We start from the raw sequence: 26,419 nt of genomic DNA on the forward strand, positions 1-26,419 counted from the left end.
ACATCGCGACGACGTTCCTTGCACAATGCAAGCCGTCCGGTTTTACCGCGGTCTGTTGAGCGTTTAGGCGTACTTGCATGAAGCGTCTCGTCGAGGCCCTGTTCGGACTGGTCGCACTGACGGGCCTCCCGTACCTGATCTACCTGGGAGCGTACTATCTCCGGCGGCCGTCTGGCACGCCGGCGAACACGCGGCCCCGCGAACCGTCGGTTAGCATCGTGCTACCGACGTACAACGAGGCCGCCATCGTCGAATCGAAACTCGAGGAACTGGTCGAACTCGACTACCCGATGGAGAAGGTCGAGATCGTCGTCGTCGACTCGAGCGACGACGGAACGGCCGAATTAGTCGAGACCTTCTTCGCGGGCCGTCCGGAGCCGGAACTGACGCTCATCCGCGAGGACGAGCGGCGCGGGCTCGCGACCGCGCTGAACGACGCCTACGCCGCCGCGGAGAACGAGGTCGTCGTCAAGACCGACTGCGACTCCCGGCTGGCGCCCGACGCCGTCCGGAAGGCGGTCGCGAACCTCGCAGACCCCGACGTCGAGGCGGTGACCGGGCGCAACGCCGACGTCATCGGCGGCAGCGAGGTCGAACAGAGCTACCGGGACATCCAGACGATGATCCAGATCCTCGAGTCCCACATCGACTCGACGCTGATCTTCCACGGGCCGTTCTCGGCGTTCGAACGCGACGCCATCGTTCCGATCGACGAGGACTCGATCGCCGACGACAGCGAACTCGCCTTAAAGATCCGGCGCAACGGCGGCCGCGCCGTCTTCGATCCGGAGATCCACTACAAGGAGGCCGCTCACTCCGAGTTCGGGAAGCGCCGCGAGCAGAAGGACCGCCGCGCGATGGGCCTGTTGCGCCTGCTCTGGCGCCAGCGGGACGCGCTCGGCCGCCACGGTAACTACGGCCGCGTCGTCCTGCCCTTCAACTGGTGGTTCATGATCGTCTCGCCGTGGCTCGTCGGCGCCGGCCTCGCGCTGGCGACGCTCGGCTCGCTGGCGGTCCTCGGCCCCGCCGGGCTGCTCACGCCGGCCGGCGTCCTCGCCTTCACGGCGCTCGGCTCGCGGGACGCCCTCGGGCCGATCCAGCCACTGTACTCGCTGTTCGACACCCAGATCTCGCTGCTGCGCGCCAGCGTCTCCCTCATCCGCGCCCGCGCCGACGGGGACGAGGAGACCCACGACGGCACCTGGTCGACCGACGACGAACTCCGGGAGGTGTTACAGTGACCGACGCCGACACCGGCACCGACGCGAACGTCGCGATCCTCCACGACCGGTTCCCCGGCATCGGCGGCGGCGAGGAGTTCGCCATCGAGGCCGCGCGCGTCCTCGAGTCGCCGATCTACACGACCTACGTCGCAGCCGGGACCGACATCCCCGACGACGTCGAGGTGATCCCGTTCCAGCAGGCGAAGTACACCTCGCTGCCATGGCGCCCGTTTCTCGAGTGGAAGAACGAGGGGATGAACCCCCTCGAGACGCTCAACGTGGCTCTGGACATGACCGACGCCCATCCCGACCTCGCCGACTACGACGTGATCCTCGAGAGCGCGCCGCTCTCGAAGTACTACGTCCCCGAGGTGGGCCAGCGAATCGTCCACTACCCTCACAGCCCGCCGCGGTGGCTGTACGACCTCTACCGGGACCGGCTCTCCGGGTTCGACGCCCCGTTCGTTCAGACCGGACTCAAGGCCTACGCCAAGGGCTGGCGGGCGCTGGACAAGGAGGCCAACGACTACGTCGATCAGTTCGTCGCGAACAGCGAACTCGTCCGCGACCGGATCCGGCGGTTCTACGACCGCGACGCGAAAGTCGTCTACCCGCCGGTGACCGGCGACTGGCGCAACGAGGGCGACGACGGCTACTTCGTCACCTGGTCCCGACTCGCCCCCGAGAAGCGGATCGACACGATCGCGAAGGCCTTCGCGGGACTCGACGAACGACTCGTGATCGCCGGCGACGGCGAACAACGCGAGGCCCTCGAGGCCTTCGCCGAAAACTACGACAACATCGAGGTTCGGGGCTACGTCGAGGACATCGAGTCGCTTGTCGCCCGGGCCACCGCGGTCGTCTACGCCCCCAAGCAGGAGGACTTCGGCCTCGTCGGAGCCGAGGCCATGATGGCCGGCAAACCCCTCCTCGGGGTCAACGAGGGATTCACGCGCTATCAGGTGCAAAGCGCCCGGACGGGGCTGCTCTTCGAGCCGACCATCGAGTCGATCCGCGAGACGGTTCGCCGGTTCGATCCCGACGACTTCGACTCGGCCGAGATCCGCGCGGAGGCCCGGCGCTACGAGTACGACCGCTTCGCGGCCGGGCTGCGCGAGGTCGTCGCGGAAACGGCGGCGACCGAGATCGACGTGCCGGAACCAGCGTCGGAATCCGTTCCCGAATCTGGATCCGAACGCGTAGACGGCGCCGCGGATAACGCTCGACGGGTCGAGCAGCGACGCGACGAGGAACGCGCCGAGGGGGTGGCCGATCGGTGACGGCGAGCGCGACCGCTCGCGATCGGGGCAGCGACTCGAGGGTGCGAACGGACGCCGACTCCTCCCAGTCGCGGGGAGCGAAACCCGGCGATCGATGTCTCCTCTACCAGAACAGCGACGCCCACCCCGCACACCGCGTGTTCGCCGACGCCGTCGGCGCCGACCGTCGCCACTTCGAGACCGGCGTCCGTCCGTCCGAATCGAACGGCAACACCGAGCGGATCGTCGACCGGATTCGGACCGGCGCGACGCTTCCCGCGTACGACACCGTCATCGCGGAGGGGAGCGCGCCGCTCCAGACCGGGCTCGCGTACAAACTGCGCCGGCCGGAAACGACGCTCGTCTACCTCGCCGCGGACGAAACCTTCTACACCCTCTCCGAGCGGCCGACGCGCTACCTCTGGCGCGGCCTCGAGCCGCTCTCGAGGCGGCTGCTGGACGGCGTGATCGCGGTCGGCAGGGACGTCTACGACTGGGCGCGACCGTACCTCGGCGATCACCCGGTCGCCTACGTCCGGCCGCCGATCAGCGACGCGAAGTACGAGCGGCTCGCGTCGCTCTCGCCGAACTCGCCACGGGAGCCGTTCACGATCCTTTCTGCCGGCGAGGCCAAACCGGCCAACGGCTACGATCGGCTGGCTCGAGCGGTCGGCAGGTTCGCCCGCACCGTCGATGCCGACGTGCGACTGGTCGTCCTCGGCGAGGGACACGAGGCGGAAGGCTACGCGGACAGATCCCACGTCCTCACGCCCGGCTTCGTCGACCTCGATACCTTCGCCGACTGGTTCGACCAGGCGAGCGTTTACGTCCAGTCTTCCCGGGGTGACGCCTTCCCCGTCGCCGCGCTCGAGGGGATCCTCTCGGGCACGCCGACGGTGGTCACTGAGGCGACCGGCGTCCGGGAGCTCCTGCCGCCGCGGCAGGTCGTTCCACCGACCGAGGCAGGCCTGTTCGAGGGCCTTCGGGACGTCTTCGAGCGATCGTCGGACGAGCGACGAGCGGTCGCGAGCGAGCAGCGAGACCTCGTCGCCGATTTGACCGAATCGAATCAAGGCGACCGCTTCAGTACCGCGCTGGAGGAATTCGTATGACCGGAAATCGCCGACCGAATATCGTCGTCCTCTGTCTGGACACCGTCAGGAAAGACGTCTACGACCGATTTGCGCCCCGTCTTAGAGAGCGAGCGGCCGTCCGCTTCGAGGGGATGCGAGCGCTCGGGGGCTGGAGCGTTCCGAGCCACGCCGGGATGCTGACCGGCTCGGTCGCGTCGGAGACCGGCGTCCACGCTCACCAACGTCGGTTCGACCCGATCGATCCCGAAGACACCTGGCTCGCGCCCCTCGAGGGGCAGGGGTACGAGTCGGTCTGCGTCACGTCGAACATCTACGCTAGCCCCGTCTTCGGCTTCGACCGGTTCTTCGATCGGACGATCCCCATCTCGCCGAGTCGTCGGCTGCCCGCAGGGATGGACGTCCAGGAACACATCTCCGATCGGTCGACCGACGGCGTGGAGGCCTACGCCGACTTCGTCCGCGAGGCCCTCGAACACGACCACCCGCTGCGCTCGCTGGCCAACGGCGTCCTGCTCAAACTGGACGACGTGAGCCGAAAGCTGCCGATCGAGAAGCCGACCGACTTCGGCGGCCGGGCGATCGCCCGCACCCTTGAGCGGGAGGTCGCCGAGCCCGACGGGCCGGTCGTCGCCTTCGCCAACGTCATGGACGCCCACGGACCTCACACCGCCTTCCGCGGGCTCGACGATTCGATCCACGGCGTCTCCGCGGACTTCCACTCGAGTTCGTTTCGCGACTCGGACGTCAACGTCGCGGACGGCCTCGGCGCGTACGAATCGGACGTCGAGCGCGTCCGCCGGCTCTACGCCGCGACGGTCGACTACCTCGACCGGGTCGTTACCGACCTCCTGGACGCGGTAGCGCGCGAGGACGACCGCGAGTCGATCCTGATCGTGACGGCCGACCACGGCGAGAACCTCGGCTACGAGTCCGACGGCTACCTCATGAACCACATGAGCAGCCTCTCGGAGGGGCTGTTACACGTTCCGTTCGATATCGTCGCCACCGACGACGGTGCCCTCGAACTCGCGACCGACGGCACCGAGGCCGCCGGTCCCGTCGACATCGACGGGCTCGCCTCCCACGCCGACCTCGGCGACGCGGTCCGATCGCTCGCGGGCGAGGAGCCGTTCGACCCGTTCGCCCTCGAGCGCGAGCGCGCTCGCGCCGAGATCGTCGGCTCCGGCTCCGGCATCCCGGAGGGCGGCGACGAGTCCTACTGGGACCGAGGTCAGCGAGTCGTCTACGAGGGCGATCGGAAGTACTACCGCGATCAGCTCGGCGACGAGGCCGTCTACGACGTCTCCGGACCGCCGTCGAAGCAGGTCGAGCTGCCCGACGAGACGGTGCCGGACGGTCTCTTCGAGTCCGCCTTCGGCGACTGGATTACCGACGAGGAGCGGGACGGTCAGGATCACGCCGAGGAGGTCGACGCGGCGAGTCGCGCACGACTGGAGGATCTGGGATACCTATGAGCGCGAGGTCGCGTCGCGCTTCGAACGGAGGCTACGAACCACGCACATGACGGACACTACCCTGTTAGTTACGGTCGATTCGCTCAGAACCGATCACGTCCAGTACATGCCGGAGACCCTGGCGTTTCTGGACGACACCCACGACGCCGCGTTCGCCACGAGCACCGCGACGCCCGGCAGCTTCCCGGCGATCATCGGCGGGGAGTATCCGGCCGGCAACGGCCTCGAGTCCGAGGTCAGCGTCGCCCACGAGTTCGACGCTCCCAGCGTCGGGATCACGACGAACCACCTGCTCTCTCAAGAGTACGGCTACGCGGCCGGCTTCGACTCGTTCACGTCGCCGAAGGGCGGCGGCGAGTCCCTGAAGGACAAGGGCGCAATCTTGCTCGAGCGCGGCTCGCTTCCCTACAAGGTCGCCAGCTGGGGCTACAACCGCTACCAGCAGCTCCGGAGCTACGTCGAGGAGACCGAGAAGTCGTTCCGCCCCGCTGTGGACGTCGTGGACCAGTTCCTGCGCGAGGTCGACGGCCGCGAGGAGTGGTTCGGCTGGCTGCACTTCATGGAGCCCCACCATCCCTACGACCCCGACGGCGCGAACGTCGACCGCGCGACGGCCCAGCGGGTCACCCGTCGTGTCCTCTCGGACCGTGGCTCCGAGGAGGACGAGTCCCTCGTCCGAGACCTCTACCAACAGGAGATCGCCGAACTCGACGCGGCCCTCGAACCACTCTGGGACGCGATCCCGGATGAGACGCGCGTCGTCTTCTGCGGTGACCACGGCGAGTTGCTCGGCGAGGACGGGCTGTGGGGCCATCCCGGCGAGATGCGCCCCGAACTGCTGAACGTCCCGTTCGGCACGCGGAACGCCCCCGACGTCGGCGAGGTCGTCTCCCTGATCGACGTGCCGACGGTCCTGACCGGCAGCGAACACCGCCAGGGCACGTTCGACCGCGACACCGCCTTCGCCGCCTACGGGGACCGAAAGGCCGCGATGACCGCCGAACACATCGCGACGGCGGACGGCACGTATCGACTCGACGACGGCGAGCCGGTCGACGACCCCGGTCTCGAGCGGGAACTCGAGCGGTTCGACCCCGCCTACGTCGTCAAGGAGGAAGCGCTGCAGGAAGACCTGGAGGACCTGGGCTACGCATGACCGTCGTCGTCCTTGCCCTCGACGCGCTCGATGCCGGACTGATCGATCACTTCGACCTCGACGCGTTCCGCCTCGAGTCGGGCGGCGAGATCGAGACGTTCGCGAACACGCAAGACGTCCCGTACACGCCGGAGGTCTGGGCGACCGTCGCGACCGGGCTCGAGCCGGCCGAACACGGAATCACTGGCGGCGGGACGAGCGAGTGGCAAAACCCCGCGCTCGATCTCGCCTCGACGGTCACCGGCCACCTCGACGAGTCGACGCGGGGGACGCTCGGCAAACTGGTCCGCTCCCGAACCGGCACGCGCGAGCGCATCGGCGAGACGGACCGCGAGTCGATGTTCGACGCCGACGACGCGGTCGTCCACAACTGGCCGGGCGTCCACGACGGGAAACCCCTCCAGCGGGCCTGGGACCTGATGAACGCCGTCGCGGAGGGGATGCCCCGCAGCGAGTTCGAGCGCGAACTGTTCGGGCTCTGCGCCCAGCAGTTCGGCTGGGCCCGCGAGATGCTCGAGCACCCCGTTTCGATCGCCGGGGTCCACGTCCACACGCTGGACGCGGCGGGCCACGCCTACGCCGACGACGAGGCCGCACTGGGCCGTGCCTACGAACGCGTCGGCGAGTTCGTCCGGGAGATCGTCGCCGCTCTCGGCGAGGACGACGACCTCCTCGTCGTCAGCGATCACGGCATGCGAACCGAGTTCTACCCGCCCGACGCCGGCGAGAAGCCGGCGAGCCACTCCTGGCGCGCGTACGCGAGTTCCACGGCGGACACGTATCCGAAATCGGTCTTCGACGTGCGCCGGTGGGTCGAAGAACGCGCGGCAGAATCCGGGGCTGGCGCGTCCGACGAAGACGAGGGAATCGACATGCCGACCGAACGCCTGCGCGAACTCGGCTATCTCGACTGATCGCTACTGATGCTGTGCTGTGGCGCGCGCTGACGGCTGCCCGAGCGCTAGCGAGGGCAACCGTCGATACTGCGCGAGGTCTTCGCGAGTAGTGCGGGACCGGAGGTCCCGCATACCATGCGAACGGGCGCGAAGCACCCGTGAGCAGATAGTACGAGCGAACGGCTTGAAAGACGCGAAGCGTCTTCCAGTGGATGAGTGAGCGACCACAGGAGCGAATCGGCTGGGGAGGGTGTGGCAATCCCTTGCCGCCACGATAGGAGTCATCCTTCGTCGTCGTTTCTACGGTACTTTGCCGTTCTATTCCTCCATTCAACGTCTGCGCTGTAACTGCCGCCCGTTTACAGGAACAATAGTAGGTAGTGCTATTTTTATTCAGAGTAGAGTATGAAACTCGCGGTTAGTACAGGTGGTGTATCTCTCACTACCACTGAGGGGTGACCTACAGTTGTCAGAAATAGCGTGCTGTATAGAGTTCGGGTAGATACTTGATAAGGACGACAAACTCAGCTATTTGAACCACTCACTGTTGAGCCTTCCATCCCCGTTCAAGTACCAGCGAAGGTAAGTATAGAGGATAGCAAGTATAACTGCAATCGAAATGGCTGTTCCTATTGGTGCCATATGCAGTCATGCTCATTCATTCTACATGTGTCTGCCGGTCAATTTGCGCACGTAGTTACCGAACGGTCTGATTCAGTTTCAGGCATGGATCTGAATAAAAACCGTGCTACCATATACTGGAAATAGCGTCGCATTCAATCCTCGGTGATCCGATTTCGGAGAGTTACCGTCTCGAGTCCGCAACTCCTGACAGTAGTCGGAGTCTGTGTTCCCCTCGAGACGTAGCGGGAGGTAGATTTGAACCACGCCGACGTCGGCCGCCTCGCTCCCTCGTCGTCTGGTTCAAACGACCACCGTGCTATACCTGCCGCTCACGAGTTTGTTCGCGCCAAAACATAGCGGGAGGTAGATTTGAACTACCGGTCTGCGGGTTATGAGCCCGCCGGAATCTCCTGGCTATCCCATCCCGCTGTCTTTCACTCTCTGCTGGTCACGATTAAGGCTTGGTATTCGTCCTGTCTCGAGACGATTAGCTGACACGCATCGCGTGGCCCAGTACGGAGCCGTCAGCGACGGATTACCGCTTGCAATCTCCCACGGACCGTTCCGCTCGATGCAATTCGACTCGAGACCGGCCTCTCCAATCCGCCATCCGACGCCGAATCGGACTGTTGTATGTCCGTAGTCTCCCCATAATTATGCCCCATTCCGGTGGAGACGGGCGCAATGAGAATCCTGCTTTTGCGGACGTGGACGACGAACATCGGGAACGGGTTCATCGACTACGGGGCGAAGGCGATGCTCGAGCGGGCGTTTCCCGACGCCGAGATCGTCGAGACGGGCGGTTATCCGAACCACGCGGCGGACACCGCGGCGCTGTGGCGGGGCACCCGGAAGTTCGAACGGATGGCGGGCCGCGGCGCGGATTACGAGTCGCCGACCCACCGGATTCGGCAGAACGCGGTGAACGTCAGCGAACTGATCGACGCCGATCTGGCCGTCCTACCGGGCTGCGTGCTCTCCCGGCCGACGTTTCGGAAGTACTTCGACACACTCACCAGACTCAGGGAGCGGGATATTCCGATCGTTATCATCGGCGGAGGCGGCGAGGAGTACGACGAGGCCGAGCGAAAGGACGTCGAGGCCGTCTTCGACGCGCTCGACATCGAGGTCCTGCTCACGCGGGACCGAACCGCCTACGAGGAGTACGGTGACCTCGTCGAGTACCTGTACGACGGCATCGACTGCTCGCTGTTCCTGGGCGACGCACACCAGCCGCCAGAGGCGAACCAGGAGTTCGACGTCCACACGTTCGACAAGGGCGAGGAGCCCGATATCGACGGCGCATCGTCGACGATCATCAGGCCCGATCACGCGCCCTTCGACGAACCGTACCACTTCCCGGTCGGCGAGCGAGCGCGGGAGCTGCTCGGCCTCGAGACGCCGCTGTTCGAGGAGGAGAACGTCTTCGTCTCCGATATGGTGACCGACTACCTCTTCCTCTACGCCAACGCCGACGTGGTGCGCTCGGACCGGATCCACGCCTGCCTGCCCGCCCTGACCTACGGCAACCGGGCGCAGTTCTACTTCGACACGCCGCGGGCGAACCTCTTCGATCGGGTTCCCATCGAGGGCGACGTCACGAGCGAACCAGTTCGGTTCGATATGGACGAACTCGAGCGGGAGAAAGAGGCGCAGGTCGAGGCCCTCGAGGAAGGGGTCACGACGGTCCTGTGAGCGTGACCGTTCCGACGACCGGCGGGCGAACGGCCGACGGTCCCGCAGTCGAGTCCATTGCCGGGACTAGGTTCTTTGGCGGAGGGCTGGTAGGATGAACGGACACGCAACCATGGGAGACGAGCCATCCATCGCCCTCGTCGTGCTCGATACCCTGCGGGCGGATTCCTTCGACGAGCACTTCGACTGGCTGCCTGGCGTGCAGTTCGCGAACGCGTGGAGCACGAGCCATTGGACGGCCCCGGCCCACGCCTCGCTGTTCACCGGCCGGTACGCGAGCGAGGCCGGCGTGACGATCAAATCCCAGGACTTCGACCGGGACACGACTCGCCTCCCCGAACTCCTCCGGGACCGCGGCTACCGGACGCGAGCGTTCAGCTGTAACGTCAACATCTCGGAGCAGCTGGGCTGGCACCACGGCTTCGACGAGTTCGACGGCGGCTGGCGGCTCAGCGGCCTCGGTGAGGACGTCTTCGACTGGGACGAGTTCATCGCCGAACACCAAGCAGACGGTCCCAAACGGTATCTCCGGGCGCTCTGGCGCTGTGTCGACGACGACTGCGATACGACCCAGTCGCTGAAACAGGGCGCCCTGATGAAGCTCCGGGATATGGGGCTCAAGGGACGCCACCCCGACGACGGCGCGGCGGAGTTCCTCGAGTACGTCCGCGACGGGTCGTGGGCCCGGGACGGCGAGTTCCTCTTCGCGAATCTCATGGAGGCGCACCTGCCGTACGACCCGCCCGACGAGTACAAGACCTATCCGGACGAGGAGTCGCCGCACTTCGACAGCGTGAAAGCCACGCTCGGGGAGCCGTCGGCCGATCCGGACCGGATCAGGACCGCGTACGACGACGCCGTGCGGTACCTGTCGGATATCTACCGCGACATCTACGCGGAACTCGCCACCGAGTTCGACTACGTCGTGACGGTCGCCGACCACGGCGAAGCGCTCGGCGAATACGGCGCGTGGCAACACGGCGGCGGCCTCCATCCGCCGGTGACCCGCGTGCCGCTCGTCGTCTCCGCGCCCGGACCGAACGCCGACGACCGAACCCCCAACGCGGACGGCGCGGAGCGACCGACGCGGGACGCCCTCGTGAACCTGCTGGACGTCTACGCGACGGTGCTCGACCTCGCCGGTATCGAGTCGGCCCACCGTCGCGGCGAGTCGTTCCGCCCGCTGTGCTCGAGCGACCCCACCGACACCGAGCCCCACTCGAGCGACACCGTCATCACTGAGCCGCGCTCGAGCGCGTTACTCGAGTTCCACGGCATCTCGAAGCGACGCGCGCTCGCGCTCGAGGAGGACGGCTACGATATCGGCCCCGTCGACCGCGAACGCCACGGTGTCGCGACGGCCGACTGTTACTACTTCGAGGGGCTGTCCGGGACCGAGCTGCTCGGCGACTGCGACCCGGCGACCCTCGAGTCGGAACTCGGCCGACTGGTCGACGACCTCGAGCGCCGCGAGGGGCTCTCCGAGGCGGATATGGACGGTCTGGAATCTCAGCTCGAGGAGCTGGGGTATCTGTGACGGTGGTTTCGAGACGAGAGCCATGAGTGACGCGACCTCCGTCAGCCTCGGCGGCGAGACGCTCAAGGCGACGGCCGCGAAGTTCTCGATGGCCGCGATCGGCTTTCTCGGGACGATCGTCTTCGCGCGCGTGCTCGGCCCGACCGGGTTCGGCGGCTACTACCTCCTCTTCTCGCTGGTGAAGATCGCCGATCGGGCGGTCAACGGCTGGGGGACCGCGGTCAAGAAGCGGTTCTCGGAGGCGGAGACCGCGCCGGGCGAACTGGTCGGCAGCCAGGCCCTGTTCACGATCGTCTGGATGGTGCTCGTCTGTGCGGTGACGCTCGTCGCGTCGAACCAGCTGGTCGACTACACGGGGCTCCCCGAGGCGCCGGTGTTATTCATCGTCCTACTGTTCGCCGTCACGCTCTTCGAGCCGCTGGATCTGATGGTGCAGGCGCGGGGCCGCGTCGGGGCGTCGATGTGGACCGACGCGCTCCGGTCGCTGCTGACCTTCCCGCTCCAGCTGGGGTTGATCCTGCTCGGGCTCGGCGCCGCCGGCATGGCCTACGGGCTGGCCGCGGCGACGTTCCTGACGGTGCCGATCCTCTGGTACTTCGTCCGCGTGCGGCCGGTCACCCCGGGTCGCGAGACCGTCGAAAACCTCTGGTCGTACGCCAGGTTCAGCATCCCGAACTCGCTGCTCAGTCAGGCCTACGACCGGTTCGACATCATCCTGCTGGGCTACCTGCTGGCGCCCGCCGCCGCCGGCCACTACGAGGTCGCGCTCAAGCTCACGGTGCCGGCGACGTTCGTGACGATGGCCGCCTCGAGCGGCCTGATGGCTCGCGTGAGCCACAGACACAGCAAGGGCGAGGAGCTGGGGACGGACGTCTCGAACACGCTGGCGTTTACGAGCATCGTCGCGATTCCGATGTTCTTCGGCGCCGTCGCGATGCCGGAACAGCTCGTCGTCACGTTCTTCGGTCCCGACTACGCCGAGGCCGCCTTGCTCCTCGTCGGACTCGCGCTCTACCAGATCGCGAAGACCCAGGCCGGCGTGCTCACGAGCGTGATCGACGGGATCGACCGGCCGGACATCAACACGCGGGTCTCGGCGATCACGCTCGGGATCAACATCGTCCTCGGCGTCGCGCTGACGCTCGTCTACGGTGCGATCGGTGTCGTGATCGCGACGGTCGTCGCCGAGACGCTTCGGTACGTCTGCTCGGCGGTCATCATCAAACGGCGGCTCCCGTCGGTCGTCCTCTTCCCGCGGACGCTCGGCGAGCAGTTCGTCGCCGGACTCGCGATGTTCGCCGTGATCGTTCCGGTCGAACGCGCCGTCGCCGTCGATCACTGGTACCAGCTCCTCGCGATCGTCGCGCTGGGCGCGGCGGTCTACGCCGTCACGCTGGCGGCGATCAGCCGAAAGCTCCGCATCACGATCAGGGGCGTCGTCCGCAGTTCGCGCTTCGAGATCTAGCCGTCCCCGCCGCTCGAGCGCGTTTTTAGACGGGTTCGGGACGATTCCGACCCGTATACCCGGTTGTTGCGGCTAATGTCTCCATAGACGAAATACTCTTGAGGATGTTCGATGGATAGAATCGTGTGATATGCTACCACCAATCTTTGATCGGCGGAACCGAGTCACGCTGCAGCAGAGACGCGCCGGTGTTCCACCGAACCACCCGTGTCCCTAGACCACGCTGAACCGCGACGCCGGAGCATCGAGGTCGAGTACTGGGTAATCGACGACGAGGGGCGGCTGACCGAGCCGGGCGACCTCGTCGCGGCCTCGCCGGGAGCCGAACGGGAGTTCGTCGAACCGGTGCTCGAGATCAAGACCACGCCCTGCGAGACGGCGGCCGAACTGCGCGCGGAGCTGTTCGACCGAATCGACGCCGTCCTCGAGCGGGCCGACGAGCTCGGAAAGCGACTCGTGCCGCTGGCGACGCCGGTGGGAGACGAGCGGATCCGCGAACTGCCGAGCGATCGGACGCGGATCCAGAACACGGTCGTCGGCGAGGACTTCGAGTACGTGCGCCACTGCGCTGGGACCCATGTCCACGTCGAACAGCAGCCGGGGCGCGAAATCGATCAGTTGAACACCCTCGTCGCGCTCGACCCCGCGCTGGCGCTGGTCAACTCGTCGCCGTACTACCGCGGGCGTCCGATGGCGGCCGGCGCCCGGTCGAAGTGTTACCGTTGGCTGGCGTACGACGACGTCCCCCACCAGGGCTGGCTATGGCGTTACGTCTCGGATCGAGCGGAGTGGACGCGACGACTCGAGCGACGGCACGAGGAGTTCGTGACCGTAGCGACCGACGCGGGCGTCTCGCGGCGGACCCTCGAGTCGAACTTCGATCCCGAGAGCGCGGTCTGGACGCCCGTCCAGTTTCGCTCGTCGTTTTCCACCGTCGAGTGGCGCTCGCCTGACACCGCGCTCCCGAGCCAGGTCGTCAGCCTGGCGAATCGCCTGGCCGACCTCGTCGGCGACCTCGAGGACACCGACGTGCGCATCGACGGCCAGGAGGGCCGCGTCACGGACGAGACAATCACGCTCCCGGAGTTCGACGCCGTCCTCGAGTACACCCACGCCGCGATCCGCGAGGGGCTCGAGTCCGACGCCGTTCGATCGTACCTCGAGCGGATGGGGTTCGACGTCGACGCCTACGCGCCGCTCTCCCACGAGATCGGCGGCCGGAGACGGGTCGGACCCGACGCGGCGCGAGAACTTCGGCTCGAGTACGCCGAGCGACTCGAGCGGGACGTGCGGCGGGCGAAGCCGATGCACAGCGACTGATCGTCGCGTTGGGTTTGACGGCTCGAGCGACGGTCAACCCGATCGTTTCGGCGACTCGAGCGGTAGAATACAATAGCTCCGATGGCTCGACCGATCGGCGACGCGCTCAGTCGCCGACGACCGGATCGCGCTCCCAGAACTCGCTTCCCTTCTTGAGTTTGGGAACCCAGGTGTCCTTTTGCTTCGCGAGGAGCGCGACGCGGGACTCCGGCACCCCTCGAGACTCGGTGAACTCCGGCATGTACGCCTTGACCTCGTCGGCGAACGCCATGACCTCCTCGTGGTCTGGCATCGCCGAGCGGTCGAGCCGGCCCTGCGAGTGACCGACGTGCATGTACGCCTTCAGCTCGACGAAGTCGGGGTCGGCCTGCTGGTAGAAGCCGGCGTACCAGTCGGGGTGGTGCATGTTCTCGCCCTTGACGAGGGTCGTCCGGAGGACGGTGCGGGTTTCGTCCTTCTCAGCGAGGACGTCCATCGTCTCGAGCAGGCGCTCCCAGGCGTCCTCTTCCGTCGCGCCGACGACCTGATCGAAGGTGTGGCGCTCGGGGGCGTCGACGCTGACGTACAGTTGCGTCGGATCGCACTCCCGGAGCACTTCGGGCCGGGTGCCGTTGGAGACGAGGAAGGTGGTGATATCGCGGTCGCGGAAGGCCTCGATGAGTTCGGGCAGATAGGGGTAGAGCGTCGGTTCGCCGTCTAAGGAGATGGCGACGTGTCGGGGCTCCATCGCCTGCTCGAAGACCTCCCGTGGGACCTCGTCGTTGCCGCCGAAGCCCGAGAGCAGCTTCTTCTGGAGCCGGATCGAGGCGTCGACGACCGCCTCGGGATCGTCCCACTCGACGTCGTCCATCTCGTAGGTGTGGCCCTGGTGGTCGCGCCAACAGAAGACGCAGCGCTCGTTACACCGGACGACCGGCGTCATCTGGATGCACCGGTGTGACTCGATCCCGTAGTAGATGTACTTGTAACACTTCCCCTCGCCCCGGACGGCGTTTGCCGTCCAGCCGCAGGTCTGGGCGGCGGTGTGGTTCTCGCTGTGGTAGTCCGGACTCGAGACCTGCATCGCACCGCCGTCCTCGCTCTCGTCGTGTTCGGCGTCGGTGTCGCTCCCGCCCTCGACGCCGGTGTCGGCGGAGTCGCTCATGTTGCCCCCGCTTGGACGGGCCCGACCAAAAGGCGTGTGGTGTTGCGCGTCGAACGCGGCCGATTTCGCTCGCGGGGCTAACTCGAACGGCGTCTCCGTATTGGCCGTCTCGAGCGGCGCCTATTTGTGAGGCAACTCGCCCGGTTCGGCCGGTTCGTCGTCCTCGAGCGTGACCTCGCGTTCGAAGCCGTACAGCACCAGCCCGGTGTTGGCGGTCATGATCGTGCCGGTCGTCGGCGCGGACGTGAACAGGAACAGCCCCGCGCCGACCGCGACGGCGCCCCCGGAGAAGGCGGCCCACAGCAGGGGCCTCGAGACCCCGTTGGCCGTGGCGTCCCGGTAGGTCCAGGCGAAGAGCCCGATCGTCCCCACCACGCCGACGACGGCGACGAGAGTGTCGACTACCATACGTGAGCGTTCGTCGGCCGAAAGAAAAGCGTTCTGAGTGGGGTCCGATCGGCCGCGCTCGAGTCCGTCGTCCTTCGGTGGGATCGCTAAAGAGGGATTCTCTACGGTGGCGCGCGCTGGACCGTGGCGACTGCACAAGGAGCCACGGTCAGAATCGTGCGAGGGATGAGCGAACGAGCGTAGCGAGTGAGCGAATCGGCTGGGGAGGGCGTGGAATCCCTAGAAGCCAGAATGAGCAACCTACTCGACTTCTTCGTACCGATGCTACTACGCGGATAAGATCTACGCTACTTCACATTGGCAACTAGGAGTGCCACGCCCTCCCCAGCCGATTCGTTCGCTCCTTCCAGTCGCTAACTCATCCCTCGCACGGCTTCAGATCACGGTTCCCTCGCCGGTCACCGTGATCCAGCGCGCGCCACCGTACAATCGGTTGCTCGGAGAGCGTCGACAATTTACTCAGCACCGGATCGTAGTGACCGGTACGCAATCAGGATCGACACCGAAAGCCTCGAGACACTATTCGGAGCCGCGAACTCGCTCGAGGACGGCCAGCGTCCCATCCGCGTGAACGTCCGCGAGTACCTCGTCGGCCGCCGCTTTCGCCGTCTCGTCGGCGTTGGCGACGGCGAAGCTCCGGCCGACGGCCTCGAACGTCGAGACGTCGTTGATCGAGTCGCCCACCGCGACGGTTCGCTCGAGGTCGATACCGACGTGCTCGGCGATCGTCTCGAGGCCGTCGCCCTTGTTCGGCGCGGCGTCCTTGACATGGTAGGCGTAGCCGGTGTCGATCACCTCGAGGCCGTAGTCCGCGGCGATCTCGCGAAGGGGGTCGACGGGTTGGTCAAGGTTCACCGCGATCTCGGTCTCGCGCCACCGATTGACGGTGTTCTCTGGCCCCCAGCCCGTCTCGTAGCCGGCCGCGCGGTAGTCCTCGAGGACGGCCTGGGCGGCCGCGCGGTCGGCGGTGACAAAGACGTCGTCGCCGGTGTAGACGACACCGCCGTTCTCGGCGACGACGAGTTCGGGGATGCCCACGAAGTGACAGAGGGCAACGGGGTAGGGGAAGGCTTTCCCGGTGGCGATCACCACGGGCGCGTCCCAGTCGCGGAGGGGGTCGAAGACGCGCGGATCGATGCCCCACCCCTCCGGGCGGGTGAGCGTGCCGTCGATGTCGAGGACCAGCGGCGGATCGTCCGTCATGGCCGTCACTCGAGGGCTGGGCGACCTAAAGGAGTCGGTTCAGCGCGCTCGAGACAGAGGGATCGGTCAGTGACGACGCCCGGCCACCCGATCTCATTCGAACGCCTGCTCGAGCAGTAGATCGGAGCGCGGTTTCGTTATTCATAGCCCTATCCGAAACTGAATCGGGGCGGTTCGCTAAGTACGTGTGCGCACTGACTGATGCGGACTCAACGGTGATATCGTGGCAGTCTGTGTCCATCTAGTCGATGAGCCCGCGCTCTGAGCTGTGAATCCGTTTTCGGACGGGGGAGGACGGTGCGAACCCGTCTAAAAGACGCTCATCGAGTCGAACTCTCGGTTACGCAGTACCGTCTCAATCGGGACGTGCGTTTTCGCACATCGAACCAATTGCCGGTGACTTCGATCCCGAGTATCGGTGAAATCTTGATGAATCGAATCCGACGGGGGGTGTCTCCCGAGGCAATTCACCTCGTTGCGTCGTGACGAACGAGCGTCTCGTCAGCGAGGTACCGATCGAGGACGTGAGCGTCCGCTTCGAGCGTCTTGAGATGGCGACGCAGGAGTTCGCTCGTCGCCGTATCCCCGAGTCGGTCCGCCAGTTCGATGTGTTCGCGCCACTGCACCGCGAGCGTCGCGTACCCATCGAGGTCGCGCTCGAGCGACGAGCGGATATCGTAGTGATGGGCGTCTTCGATGAATATCGGCGCGTGTTGGCGGATACCCATCGGCCCGCAGGCCGGGACACCGCCGAGCGCGGTGATCCGAATGGCGATGTCGTCGGTCATCTCCGTGAGCCGGTCGGCGGCATCCTCGAGGAAGTCACTGATCGGCTTCGATTCGGTCCCCTCGACGAGCCAGTACTGCTTGCGCACCTGATTGAAGAGGATATACAGTCCCGATACTTCGCTGTTCAAGGCCCTGACCAACTCTTCGGCGGCGTTCTGTTCGAGTCGGAGCCCGTTGTCGGCTACCGTGTCCCATTCCTGACGGATGTGAGACGAGTCGGGGCACCAGAGATGGGGTGTTCTCATCATCGTTCTTTCAGCACCGCCGCTCGAACGAGCGTGTCATCTTCGAGTAATTGCTCGATGACGTGCGCGTCCTCTTCGAGGCCTTCGAGGTGGTTACGGAGCAGTTCGGCCGTGCCCGGGTCGGCTTTCTCTTCCGCGAGAGCGACGTGTTCACGCATGCTGACGATCAGGGTCGAATATCCCTCGAGATCTCCCTTCAAAGAGGCACGAAGGTCGTAGAGATCCTCGGCCTCGAGGTGGACTTCGGCCCGTTCCTGCAGTGTCGGCGGTGTGTTCGGGGGAATCCCGCCCAGTTCAACGATCCGAATCGCGAGCTCGTCGTTAACCTCGCGCACGAGCTTGTACGCGTCCTCGAGGAAGGTAGCGACCGCCTCGTGTTCGGCACCTGCAGCGGTCCAGTAATGCTTGCGAAGCAGGTAGAACAGGTTGAACGATCCTGCGTGGTCGATACTCAAGGCGTCGACGATCACCTCGGCATCGGCGGGGTGGATCCGGAGTGCGTTTTCCGCGATAGTGCCCCACTCTTGACGGCGCTCGCCCGTATCGGGTTCCCGAACGAGTCGGCCTTGTTTTTGTGCCATTCAGGTCACCTATTCAGTGAGTGGCACTCTCGAGGACCAGCGTGTCGTCTTCGAGGTAGTGCTCGAAGTGGTGGCCGTCTTCCTCGAGGTGGACGAGGATCTCGCGGAGCATCTCGCCGGTCGCAGGGTCACCGAGGTTCTCGGCGAGTTCGATGCTGCCGCGCATCGACTCGATGATGTCGCCGTACATCTCGAGGTCGTTCTCGAACATCGTGCGGACGTCGTAGACGTCCTCACCCTCGAACTCGACGGTCGCGCGGTCCTCGAGGTTTGTCGGTCCCGAGACGGGGACGCCGCCCAGGGCTTGGGCGCGCTCGGCGATCTCGTCGGCCCCCTCTTCGACGTGTTCGTAGGCGTCCTCGAGGAACTCGTGAAGCGGGAGGAACTCGGCGCCTTCGACGACCCAGTGGTGTTTCTTGAGCTGGTGGTAGAGGACGTACGAGTTCGCCAGTTCGGAGTTTAGCGCCTCCACGATCTGCTCGGCTTTGTCTTGATCGAGCCGGAGAGCGTTTTCATCGACGGTGCCTGCCTGTTGACGGACGGTTGTCTCTTGGGAACTCATTGCATGGGTATACTCGATCGACCTTCATATACCTTTCAGGTACTGAATACTTTTGGGGAGCCTAAATCTATTTTGTCGGTCCTGTACTTTCGGAACACCTACTGAATCCCTCGGGACGATTAGGTGTCTGCTCCCTCACGCGCTTCAAAACCCACCTCAACACTACTGCTAGACCAGTGCGATCACGATGACGGTACTTCCGGCGGCGCCGGCGAGAACTCCGACCGCACGTGCCAGTTGTTCGCCCCACGAAACCGTCCGCTCGAGCGAGAGCACGACCGCGATGAGCGCCATCCAGACAAGATTCATCGAGCCCACGATCACCATGAACGCGAACAGCGCCCAACAACACCCGACGCAGAAGACGCTGAACTGCCAGCTCATCCGAACGGCACCGCACACCCCCGGTCGATAGTGGCCAAGAAGGAACCCGAGCGGCGACCGGCAATACCGCAGACATCGGTATTTGTACGGTGAGAGCTGGTACCCCGACAAGAGCAGCAACGACCCGCCCACCAGGAGCCCGCCGTGGGCGTTCGCGAGGGTGACGATCGGCACCAGCGCGTTAACGACGAGCGGGACGATTCCCGTCAGCGTCCACACGAGCGCGTACGTTCCGACAAACGCCCCGACTCGCGCTGCTTTCCCCGCGGTCGTCGTCCCCTCGAGCGTCTCGGCGTACAGCCGGAAGAGCGGGACCGACGAGGGATACATCATGGCGATCATCATCACTCCCCACATGAGCAGGTAGAGACCGATACCGGTCGGTCCGTTCGAGACGGCCATCGCCTCCGGTGCTCCCGGATCGGACAGCTGCAACTCCGTCTGTCCGCCAGACATCGGGAGCCACCGACCGACGACCGCCGCCCACGCGAGCAACGCGATTGCGTACGTAACGAGCGCGACGATCGGAACGTGTCGGCGGGTGATCCGGTCTCGAAACGAGTCGTGTCTCCCCATGGTAGATCGTCCGTATCGCCGTCGTTCCGTCCTCAGGAGTTCGCCAGTTCGAAGTCTCCGAGGTAGGCGTTGTTCCCCGAAACGTCCCACGTGAACTGGTCGTCGTAGGAGACGGTGGCCGTGGTCGACTTGCCGGTCTGCACCTCGAGACTCTCGGTCAGCGGGTGGGGAGAGACCGTCCCGACCTCCTCGTTGAACCCGACCGCGCCGCTCGCGTCCATCTCGATGGCGTCCCCGACCTCGACGGTGAAGTCCGATCCGTCCCGCGAGAAGCTGATCGGAGCGGTCGCGACGTCGACGGACCGGACGTGCGTATCGGCGACGGGCGCCCAGATCCCGCCGGCGCGGCCGGAATAGATGTCTTCGATGGCCTCGCGCTGGTCGTCGTCGGCCGTTTCGTCGACGAGTAACACGATGTCCCACTCCGTCTCGGGGGCGAACATGACGCCCTCATCGGTCGAAATGAGCATGCCGACGTCTACCCCACTCAAGTCGACATCGCCGTAGCTCCCGTCCTCGATGTGCCACGCCAGCGAGACGGTACAGACGTCGTCGTCCGGCGGTTCCAGCCATATACACTGACAGGCGACGTCGCAGTTGCAGGCTTCGACGTAGTCTCCCTTGATGATCCACTCGTTTGCCATTGCTGAACACCGTGTTATACGGCAGCAAGTGTCACGATAAAGCTATCTAGTGAAATTAGCCCGCCCGATGAAAGCGCCGCGTTGGCCGTCCGATACGCGCCGCTCAGAAAATAGCCTCTCTCCCGTTGAGCGTCGATGGTACCAAAACCCAAATATTATCCAGCAGAGTTGAAAGGCGGACCGCAGTCGAATTTTGAATTTCCTCAGAGCCCGAGATAGCCCGCGTTGGGGAGTAGCCCGGCCAGATACAGGAGGCCGAGGACGAACATGAACGCCGCGATAGCCATCGCCGGCGGATCGACGTGAGTCCCGGAGTGCGAGTAGAACACGCGCTGGGACACCTCGCCAATGAGGCCGCTGATCGCGCCGAACGCGCCGGCGACGAGCAGGGCGACCGGTTCGCTCCCGATCGCGGGCATCGCGATCACCGCGCCGACGGCGCCCAGCAGCGTGATGTGGTGGGTGACCGGAATCTTCTCGACCCCGAGGTTGAGGAAGAGCAGGCTCATCGCCGAGATGCCGTAACCGAGGAAGATGCTACCGGTCTCGAGCCAGATGAAGCCGCCGAGGATCCCGCCGACGAGGCCGATGGCGGTGACGCCGGACCACTCGTACTGGTGTGGCAACCAGGGCTCGGTCGCCAGCCGGTCGGTCTGAGTCCCGCCGTCGGCGGCCACGCGCTTCTCCTCGCGCTCGAAGGGCGACATGTCGAGGACGCTCGAGCCGCCGACCCGGCCGACTATCGGATAGCCGAAGGCGAGTCGAGCGAGGAACGCCGTCGCCACGACCGAGAGCGCGATGTTGTCCGTCGGGAAGCCGAGCCCGCCCATCACCTGGGTGATGAGCATCCCGAGCACGCCGAAGAGCGCCCCGACCGCGAGGATGTCGGGTTTGGTCCCGAAGGCGTAGAGGATGTTCTTCCCGAAGTGGTAGTCCCAGTCGTCGGGATCCATTTCGGGGTACTTCTTCCCGGCGTAGGCCGTCGCGGCGACGCCGCCGGCGAAGGCGATGTGCGGCCCGGTGACCGCGCCGAAGCCGATTACGTCGGTGATGCCCGTTGCGATGTCGCCGGCGCCGATCGCCTCGGCGGCGCCGATTTCGCCCTCGAGGACGGCGAGCCCTTCGCCGAGGAAGACGACGAAGCCGGTGAAGACGAAGGAGGGAAGCGCGCCGAGGGCCGCGCCGAACGCCCCGCCGGCGAGCGCGGCGATGAGCAGGACGGCGAACGCTTCGGTCTCCATGCCGATGATCGGAATCTGGAGTATGGTCCCGAACATGGTTCACTCCTCGTCGTCCCGCGCCCAGTCGCGCGCTCGGTCGACCGCTTCCGTCCAGCGCGCGTAGCGGTTGTCGGCCCGGTCGGCGTCCATCTCGGGTTCGAACTCGCGGTCGATCTGCCAGTTGTCCCGCAGGCTGTCGACGTCGTCCCAGTAGCCCACGGCCAGCCCGGCGGCGTACGCGGAGCCGAGCGCCGTCGTCTCGTCGACGACCGGCCGGACGATCTCCGAGCCGATGATGTCGGACTGAAGCTGACAGAGGTAGTTGTTCTTGACCGCGCCGCCGTCAACCTTCAGCGAGGTCATCTCGATGCCCGAGTCGGCCTCCATCGCCTCCGCGACATCGCGGGTCTGGTAGGCGATCGACTCCAGCGTCGCGCGGACGATGTGTTCCTTCCGGGTGCCCCGGGTCATCCCGACGATGGTGCCGCGAGCGCGCTGGTCCCAGTGGGGCGCGCCCAGTCCGGTGAACGCCGGGACGACGTAGACGCCGTCCGTCGAGTCAACGCTGCGGGCGAGTTCGGCCGTCTGGGCCGGGTTGTCGATCAGCGAGAGGTCCTCGAGCCACTCGATCGCCGCGCCGGTGATGAAGATCGAGCCCTCCAGCGCGTACTGGACGTCCTCGCCCGAGCGCTGGAAGCCGATCGTCGTCAGCAGGCCGTGGTCGCTCGTGACGGCCTCGCTGCCGGTGTTCATCAGGAAGAAGGAGCCGGTGCCGTAGGTGTTCTTCGCGTCGCCGGCGTCGAAACAGGTCTGGCCGAACAGCGCGGCCTGCTGGTCGCCAAGCGCCCCTGCAACCGGAATCTCGGCCTCGAGGAAGCCGTCCGGATCGGTCGTCCCGTAGGTGTCGTCGTCGCTGGACGGCCGGACCTCGGGGAGCATCTCCTTCGGGACGTCGAACTCCGCGAGGAGGTCGTCGTCCCACTCGAGGTCGTGGATGTTGTACAGCATCGTCCGCGAGGCGTTCGTGACCTCGGTGATGTGCTCGCCCGTGAGGTTGTAGATCAGCCAGCTATCGATCGTCCCGAACAGGACGTCGCCTTTCTCCGCGCGGTCGCGGATGTCCTCGGGCCGGGAGCGCTCGAGCTTGATCGGGTCGGCGTTATCGAGCAGCCACTCGGCTTTCGTCGCCGAGAAGTAGGCGTCGGCCTCGAGGCCGGTCTTCTCGCGGATCGTCTCGACTTGCCCCTCCGCTTCGAGTTGCTCGACGCGGTCGGTCGTGCGCCGGTCCTGCCAGACGATGGCGTTGTGGACCGGCCGGCCGGAGTCGGCGTCCCACAGCAGCGTCGTCTCGCGCTGGTTGGTCACGCCGATGGCCTCGAGCTGGTCGGGACTGACCCCCGCCTGACCGAGCGCCTGCGTGATGACGCTCTTGGTGTTCTCCCAGATCTCCATCGGGTCGTGCTCGACCCAGCCGGGTTCGGGATAGATTTGTTCGTGCGTTTCGTAGGCGTTCGCGACGACCTGGCCGCCGTGATCGAACACGATAAAGCGCGTCCCGGTCGTCCCCTGGTCTACCGCACCGACGTACGTGGATTCTGTCACTGGTGATCTCCCTCGTTGCTCCGCGCGATGTCTTTACCGACGATCGCACGATACTGGTAAACAATACCTACTATCATTATAAAATTTGTTGAACTCCTAAATTATATCCCATATATTATCTGATACCATCTGGCCAATTACCCCATGGTAATCGGCTGTTTCGGCTATTTTCAGGCATCTCTACCGTTTCGGGCAGTCAGCCGACGTCACGTCGTTCGAGCGGCGATTTCGAGGCGGCCAACTCGTTACGGACGTTCCGGAACCGTCGATAAAATAAAGGTCCGGGAGAGAGAGGGTTGAACGAAGGCATGGCAACGGACACCGAGGTCCTCGTACTCGGGGGCGGGTCGACGGGCTGTGGCATCGCACGGGATCTGGCGATGCGCGGCCTCGAGGTGACCCTCGTCGAGCGGGGCAATTTGACCGACGGCACGACCGGCCGTATGCACGGCCTGCTCCACAGCGGCGGCCGCTACGCCGTCTCTGATCGCGCCAGCGCGACGGAGTGTATCGAAGAAAACGAGATCCTCCGGGAGATCGCCGGCCACTGCGTCGAGGAGACCGGCGGCCTGTTCGTCCAGCGCCCCGAGGACTCGGACGACTACTTTCAGGAAAAACTCGAGGGCTGTCGGGACTGCGGGATCCCCGCGCGCGTCCTCTCGGGACGAGAGGCCCGCGAGGTCGAGCCCTACCTCGCGGAAGACGTGAAACGGGCCATCGAGGTCCCCGACGGCGCGGTCGATCCGTTCCGGCTCTGCGTCGCGAACGCGATCGACGCCGAGGCCCACGGCGCACGCGTCGAGACCCATGCGGAGGTGGTGGACCTCTTACGAGACGGCGACGACGTCTACGGCGTCGAGGTGCGCCACGAGTCGGGGCCGGGCAAGCGCACGCACGCGGCGGCCGGCACGACCGAGGAGATCACCGCCGAGTACGTCGTCAACGCGACGGGCGCGTGGGCGGGCGAAATCGGCGCGATGGCCGACCTCGAGATCGAGGTTCGCCCCTCCAAGGGCGTCATGACCATCATGAACGTCCGGCAGGTCGACACCGTGATCAACCGCTGCCGGCCGAAGGGCGACGCCGACATCGTCGTCCCCCACGAGACGACGGCCATCCTCGGGACGACCGACGAGGAGGTCGCCGATCCGGACGACTTCCCCGAGGACCAGTGGGAGGTCGACCAGATGATCGACACCCTCTCGGAACTCGTCCCGATCCTCGAGGAGGCGCGGACGATCCGCTCCTTCTGGGGCGTCCGTCCGCTGTACGAACCGCCGGGGACCGGCACGCAGGACCCGACGGACATCACGCGGGACTTCTTCCTGCTCGACCACGCCGACCGCGACGGCGTCGCCGGCATCTCGAGCATCGTCGGTGGCAAGTTCACCACGTACCGCGCGATGGCCGAGGAGATCTCCGACCACGTCTGCGAGAAACTGGGCGTGAACGCCGCCTGCGCCACCGCCGACGAACCGCTGCCCGGGAGCGAAGACATCGCAACGCTCGAGGCCGGCATGGACGATTTCGGCCTCCGGTCGCCGGTCGCGCGCCGGAGTAAACAGCGCCTGGGGAGTCGCGCGAGCGAGGTCCTCGAGACCGACGAGGCGAACCCCGTAATCTGTCAGTGCGAGGGCGTCACCCGCGCGGAGATCTGCGACGCGATCGACCAGTCGGGGACGGACCTGAACGCGGTCCGCATCCGCACGCGGGCCTCGATGGGCAACTGTCAGGGCGGCTTCTGCTGTCAGAACATGGCCAACGAACTCCACCCCGAGTACGACGAGGAGACGATCCGCGCGGCGCTGGACGAACTCTTTCAGGAACGCTGGAAGGGCGAACGCCACGCGCTGTGGGGCGAACAGCTCTCGCAGGCCATGCTCAACTACGCCCTCCACGCGACGACGATGAACCGGGATCGGGATCCCGCGGGCGAACCGACGGCGATCGAGTTCGCCGACTTCGACGGAGGGGCCTGAGATGGCCATCGAAGACGACGTTCTCGTGATCGGCGGCGGCCTCGCGGGCGCCACCGCGGCGCTCGCGGCCGCTGACGCCGGCAGCGACGTCCGCGTCCGGCTGGTGACGTACAAACAGAGCACGCTCCGCCACGCCAGCGGGCTGATCGATATCCTCGGTTACCCGCCTGACTCGCCCGAGGAGGGGCCGCTCGTCGACCCCTTCGACGCGCTCGCGGACCTCCCCGAGGGCCACCCCTACGAGCGCGTCGGGAGCGATGCGGTCCGCGAGGCGCTGGCCTTCTTCGATGATGTCGCGGGCGACGCCTACGCGGGCGACCACACCGACGCGAACGCGCTGGTCCCGACCCACGGCGGCACCGTCAAACCGACCGCGCGGTATCCCGTCTCGACGGCCGACGGCCTGGCCAGCGACGACCGGGACGCGCTGCTGGTCGGCTTCGAGACGCTGCCCGACTTCGAGGCGCCGCTGGCCGCGGCCCACCTCGAGGCCGCAGGCGCGCCGTTCTCGGCCCGCGGCGCGACGATTCCGTTCCCCGGCATCGTTCGGGACGACGCGAAGGTGACCCGCTACGCCCACCTGCTGGATCAAGACGAGACCGTGACGACCGGCGCGGGCGAGACCGGCGCGCGCGAGGCGCTCGCGACGACGGTCAGCGAGCACCTCGAGGACGAGTCCCGCGTCGGCTTCCCTGCCGTGCTGGGCGACGAGCACGCGGCCGAGGTCCGCGCCGACCTCGCGGCCGCGCTCGGCGCCGACGTCTTCGAGGTCCCGATGGGACCGCCGAGTCTGCCCGGCATGCGACTCGAGGATCTGCTGTACGACGCGCTCGAGGAAGCGGGCGTCCGCGTCACCTCGGGCGTGCCGGTGATCGATTACGAGACGGCCGCCGAGGCGGACGCGGTGGCGGCCGACGGTGGCAGCGGCGCCGACCGCATCGACCGAGTCGTCGTCGACCGCAACGGCACCGAGATCCCCCACCGTGCCGACCAGTACGTCCTCGCGACGGGCGGGCTGGTCGGCAAGGGCGTCCGCTCCGAACGCGAGCGGGTGTTCGAGCCGATCTTCGACTGCCACGTCCCCCACGCCGCGGACCGCTACGACTGGTTCGTCGACGACGTCTTCGGCGACCAGCCCTACGCGCGGTTCGGCCTCGCGTCCGACCGCGAGTTGCGGCCGCTCGACGCCGGCGACGAGCCGGAGTTCGCGAACCTGCGGGCCGCGGGCGCGGTGCTCGGCGGCTACGACTTCGCCGCCGAGAAGTCCGGCGCGGGCGTCTCGCTCGCGACGGGCTATGTCGCCGGGACGCGAGCCGGAGAGGAGGCGGACCGATGACC

General features: G+C 66.1%; 22 protein-coding genes and 1 tRNA gene. 12 read left to right on the forward strand and 11 right to left on the reverse strand.

Annotation, left to right across the window (positions count from 1 at the left end):
* Positions 1–77 precede the first annotated feature (77 nt).
* From C477_RS08645 to C477_RS08670, 6 genes are read left to right on the forward strand one after another with little or no spacing between them, the layout of a single operon-like run.
* On the forward strand, positions 78–1,241 hold the full coding sequence (locus tag C477_RS08645; protein ID WP_008894090.1) for a glycosyltransferase: 1,164 nt from the start codon (positions 78–80) through the stop codon (positions 1,239–1,241).
* Positions 1,238–2,503: a glycosyltransferase gene (locus tag C477_RS08650; RefSeq protein ID WP_008894091.1), complete on the forward strand. Its 1,266-nt coding sequence runs from the start codon at positions 1,238–1,240 to the stop codon at positions 2,501–2,503. The genes C477_RS08645 and C477_RS08650 overlap by 4 nt, the downstream gene beginning before the upstream one ends.
* Positions 2,500–3,594 (forward strand): glycosyltransferase family 4 protein, encoded by a 1,095-nt coding sequence (locus C477_RS08655; RefSeq protein ID WP_008894092.1) that lies wholly within the window; start codon positions 2,500–2,502, stop codon positions 3,592–3,594. The genes C477_RS08650 and C477_RS08655 overlap by 4 nt, the downstream gene beginning before the upstream one ends.
* The gene (locus C477_RS08660; RefSeq protein ID WP_008894093.1) at positions 3,591–5,051 is read left to right on the forward strand and encodes a sulfatase-like hydrolase/transferase; all 1,461 of its coding nucleotides are present in this window, start codon (positions 3,591–3,593) and stop codon (positions 5,049–5,051) included. Before C477_RS08655 ends, C477_RS08660 begins: the two co-directional genes overlap by 4 nt.
* A gap of 46 nt (positions 5,052–5,097) precedes the next feature.
* The gene (locus C477_RS08665) at positions 5,098–6,207 is read left to right on the forward strand and encodes a sulfatase-like hydrolase/transferase (protein WP_008894094.1); all 1,110 of its coding nucleotides are present in this window, start codon (positions 5,098–5,100) and stop codon (positions 6,205–6,207) included.
* A complete protein-coding gene (locus C477_RS08670) occupies positions 6,204–7,121 on the forward strand; it encodes an alkaline phosphatase family protein (RefSeq protein WP_008894095.1) in 918 nt (305 codons plus the stop codon). Before C477_RS08665 ends, C477_RS08670 begins: the two co-directional genes overlap by 4 nt.
* A 960-nt stretch (positions 7,122–8,081) precedes the next feature.
* On the opposite strand, the gene C477_RS08675 is transcribed toward C477_RS08670, so the two are convergent.
* Positions 8,082–8,156: transfer RNA gene (locus C477_RS08675), tRNA-Met, on the reverse strand.
* Positions 8,157–8,411: 255 nt separating this feature from the next.
* On the opposite strand from C477_RS08675, the gene C477_RS08680 reads away from it, so the two are divergent.
* From C477_RS08680 to C477_RS08695, 4 genes are all read left to right on the forward strand, one after another.
* Positions 8,412–9,422, forward strand: a complete 1,011-nt coding sequence (locus C477_RS08680; protein ID WP_008894096.1) for a hypothetical protein — start codon at positions 8,412–8,414, stop codon at positions 9,420–9,422.
* 94 nt (positions 9,423–9,516) lie between these two features.
* Positions 9,517–10,959, forward strand: a complete 1,443-nt coding sequence (locus C477_RS08685) for a sulfatase-like hydrolase/transferase (protein ID WP_049914438.1) — start codon at positions 9,517–9,519, stop codon at positions 10,957–10,959.
* A 22-nt stretch (positions 10,960–10,981) separates the two neighbouring features.
* A complete protein-coding gene (locus C477_RS08690) occupies positions 10,982–12,424 on the forward strand; it encodes an oligosaccharide flippase family protein (RefSeq protein ID WP_008894098.1) in 1,443 nt (480 codons plus the stop codon).
* Between the two features lie 207 nt (positions 12,425–12,631).
* Entirely contained in the window at positions 12,632–13,744 is a 1,113-nt protein-coding gene (locus C477_RS08695) for a glutamate-cysteine ligase family protein (RefSeq protein ID WP_008894099.1), read from the forward strand.
* Positions 13,745–13,850: 106 nt separating this feature from the next.
* Here C477_RS08695 and twy1 read toward each other — a convergent pair whose 3' ends face one another.
* From twy1 to glpK, 10 genes are all read right to left on the reverse strand, one after another.
* Positions 13,851–14,888 carry a 4-demethylwyosine synthase TYW1 gene (gene twy1, locus C477_RS08700; protein WP_008894100.1) on the reverse strand — a complete coding sequence of 346 codons (1,038 nt, stop codon included), beginning with the start codon at positions 14,886–14,888 and terminating at the stop codon, positions 13,851–13,853.
* A gap of 120 nt (positions 14,889–15,008) precedes the next feature.
* Positions 15,009–15,296 (reverse strand): hypothetical protein, encoded by a 288-nt coding sequence (locus C477_RS08705; protein ID WP_008894101.1) that lies wholly within the window; start codon positions 15,294–15,296, stop codon positions 15,009–15,011.
* A 519-nt stretch (positions 15,297–15,815) separates the two neighbouring features.
* Entirely contained in the window at positions 15,816–16,499 is a 684-nt protein-coding gene (locus C477_RS08710) for an HAD-IIB family hydrolase (RefSeq protein ID WP_008894102.1), read from the reverse strand.
* Positions 16,500–16,966: 467 nt separating this feature from the next.
* Positions 16,967–17,536: a DNA starvation/stationary phase protection protein DpsA gene (gene dpsA, locus C477_RS08715; protein WP_008894103.1), complete on the reverse strand. Its 570-nt coding sequence runs from the start codon at positions 17,534–17,536 to the stop codon at positions 16,967–16,969.
* On the reverse strand, positions 17,533–18,114 hold the full coding sequence (gene dpsA / locus C477_RS08720; RefSeq protein WP_008894104.1) for a DNA starvation/stationary phase protection protein DpsA: 582 nt from the start codon (positions 18,112–18,114) through the stop codon (positions 17,533–17,535). The genes dpsA (C477_RS08715) and dpsA (C477_RS08720) overlap by 4 nt, the downstream gene beginning before the upstream one ends.
* Positions 18,115–18,127: 13 nt before the next feature.
* Positions 18,128–18,676, reverse strand: a complete 549-nt coding sequence (gene dpsA / locus C477_RS08725) for a DNA starvation/stationary phase protection protein DpsA (RefSeq protein WP_008894105.1) — start codon at positions 18,674–18,676, stop codon at positions 18,128–18,130.
* Positions 18,677–18,844: 168 nt separating this feature from the next.
* Entirely contained in the window at positions 18,845–19,636 is a 792-nt protein-coding gene (locus C477_RS08730; protein WP_008894106.1) for a DUF2182 domain-containing protein, read from the reverse strand.
* A gap of 32 nt (positions 19,637–19,668) precedes the next feature.
* Complete coding sequence (locus C477_RS08735) at positions 19,669–20,280, reverse strand: DUF1326 domain-containing protein (protein ID WP_008894107.1); 612 nt, start codon at positions 20,278–20,280, stop codon at positions 19,669–19,671.
* 203 nt (positions 20,281–20,483) lie between these two features.
* A complete protein-coding gene (locus C477_RS08740) occupies positions 20,484–21,557 on the reverse strand; it encodes a hypothetical protein (protein WP_008894108.1) in 1,074 nt (357 codons plus the stop codon).
* Positions 21,558–21,560: 3 nt separating this feature from the next.
* Positions 21,561–23,102, reverse strand: a complete 1,542-nt coding sequence (gene glpK / locus C477_RS08745; protein WP_008894109.1) for a glycerol kinase GlpK — start codon at positions 23,100–23,102, stop codon at positions 21,561–21,563.
* 308 nt (positions 23,103–23,410) lie between these two features.
* On the opposite strand from glpK, the gene glpA reads away from it, so the two are divergent.
* Both glpA and glpB read left to right on the forward strand, forming a co-directional pair.
* Positions 23,411–25,081 carry an anaerobic glycerol-3-phosphate dehydrogenase subunit GlpA gene (gene glpA, locus C477_RS08750; RefSeq protein WP_008894110.1) on the forward strand — a complete coding sequence of 557 codons (1,671 nt, stop codon included), beginning with the start codon at positions 23,411–23,413 and terminating at the stop codon, positions 25,079–25,081.
* A gap of 1 nt (position 25,082) precedes the next feature.
* Positions 25,083–26,417, forward strand: coding sequence for a glycerol-3-phosphate dehydrogenase subunit GlpB (gene glpB, locus C477_RS08755; protein ID WP_008894111.1), 1,335 nt, complete (start codon positions 25,083–25,085; stop codon positions 26,415–26,417).
* Positions 26,418–26,419 lie beyond the last annotated feature (2 nt).

Origin of the sequence: Haloterrigena salina JCM 13891 (genome assembly GCF_000337495.1) — an archaeon.
GTDB classification, from domain to species: Archaea; Halobacteriota; Halobacteria; order Halobacteriales; family Natrialbaceae; genus Haloterrigena; species Haloterrigena salina.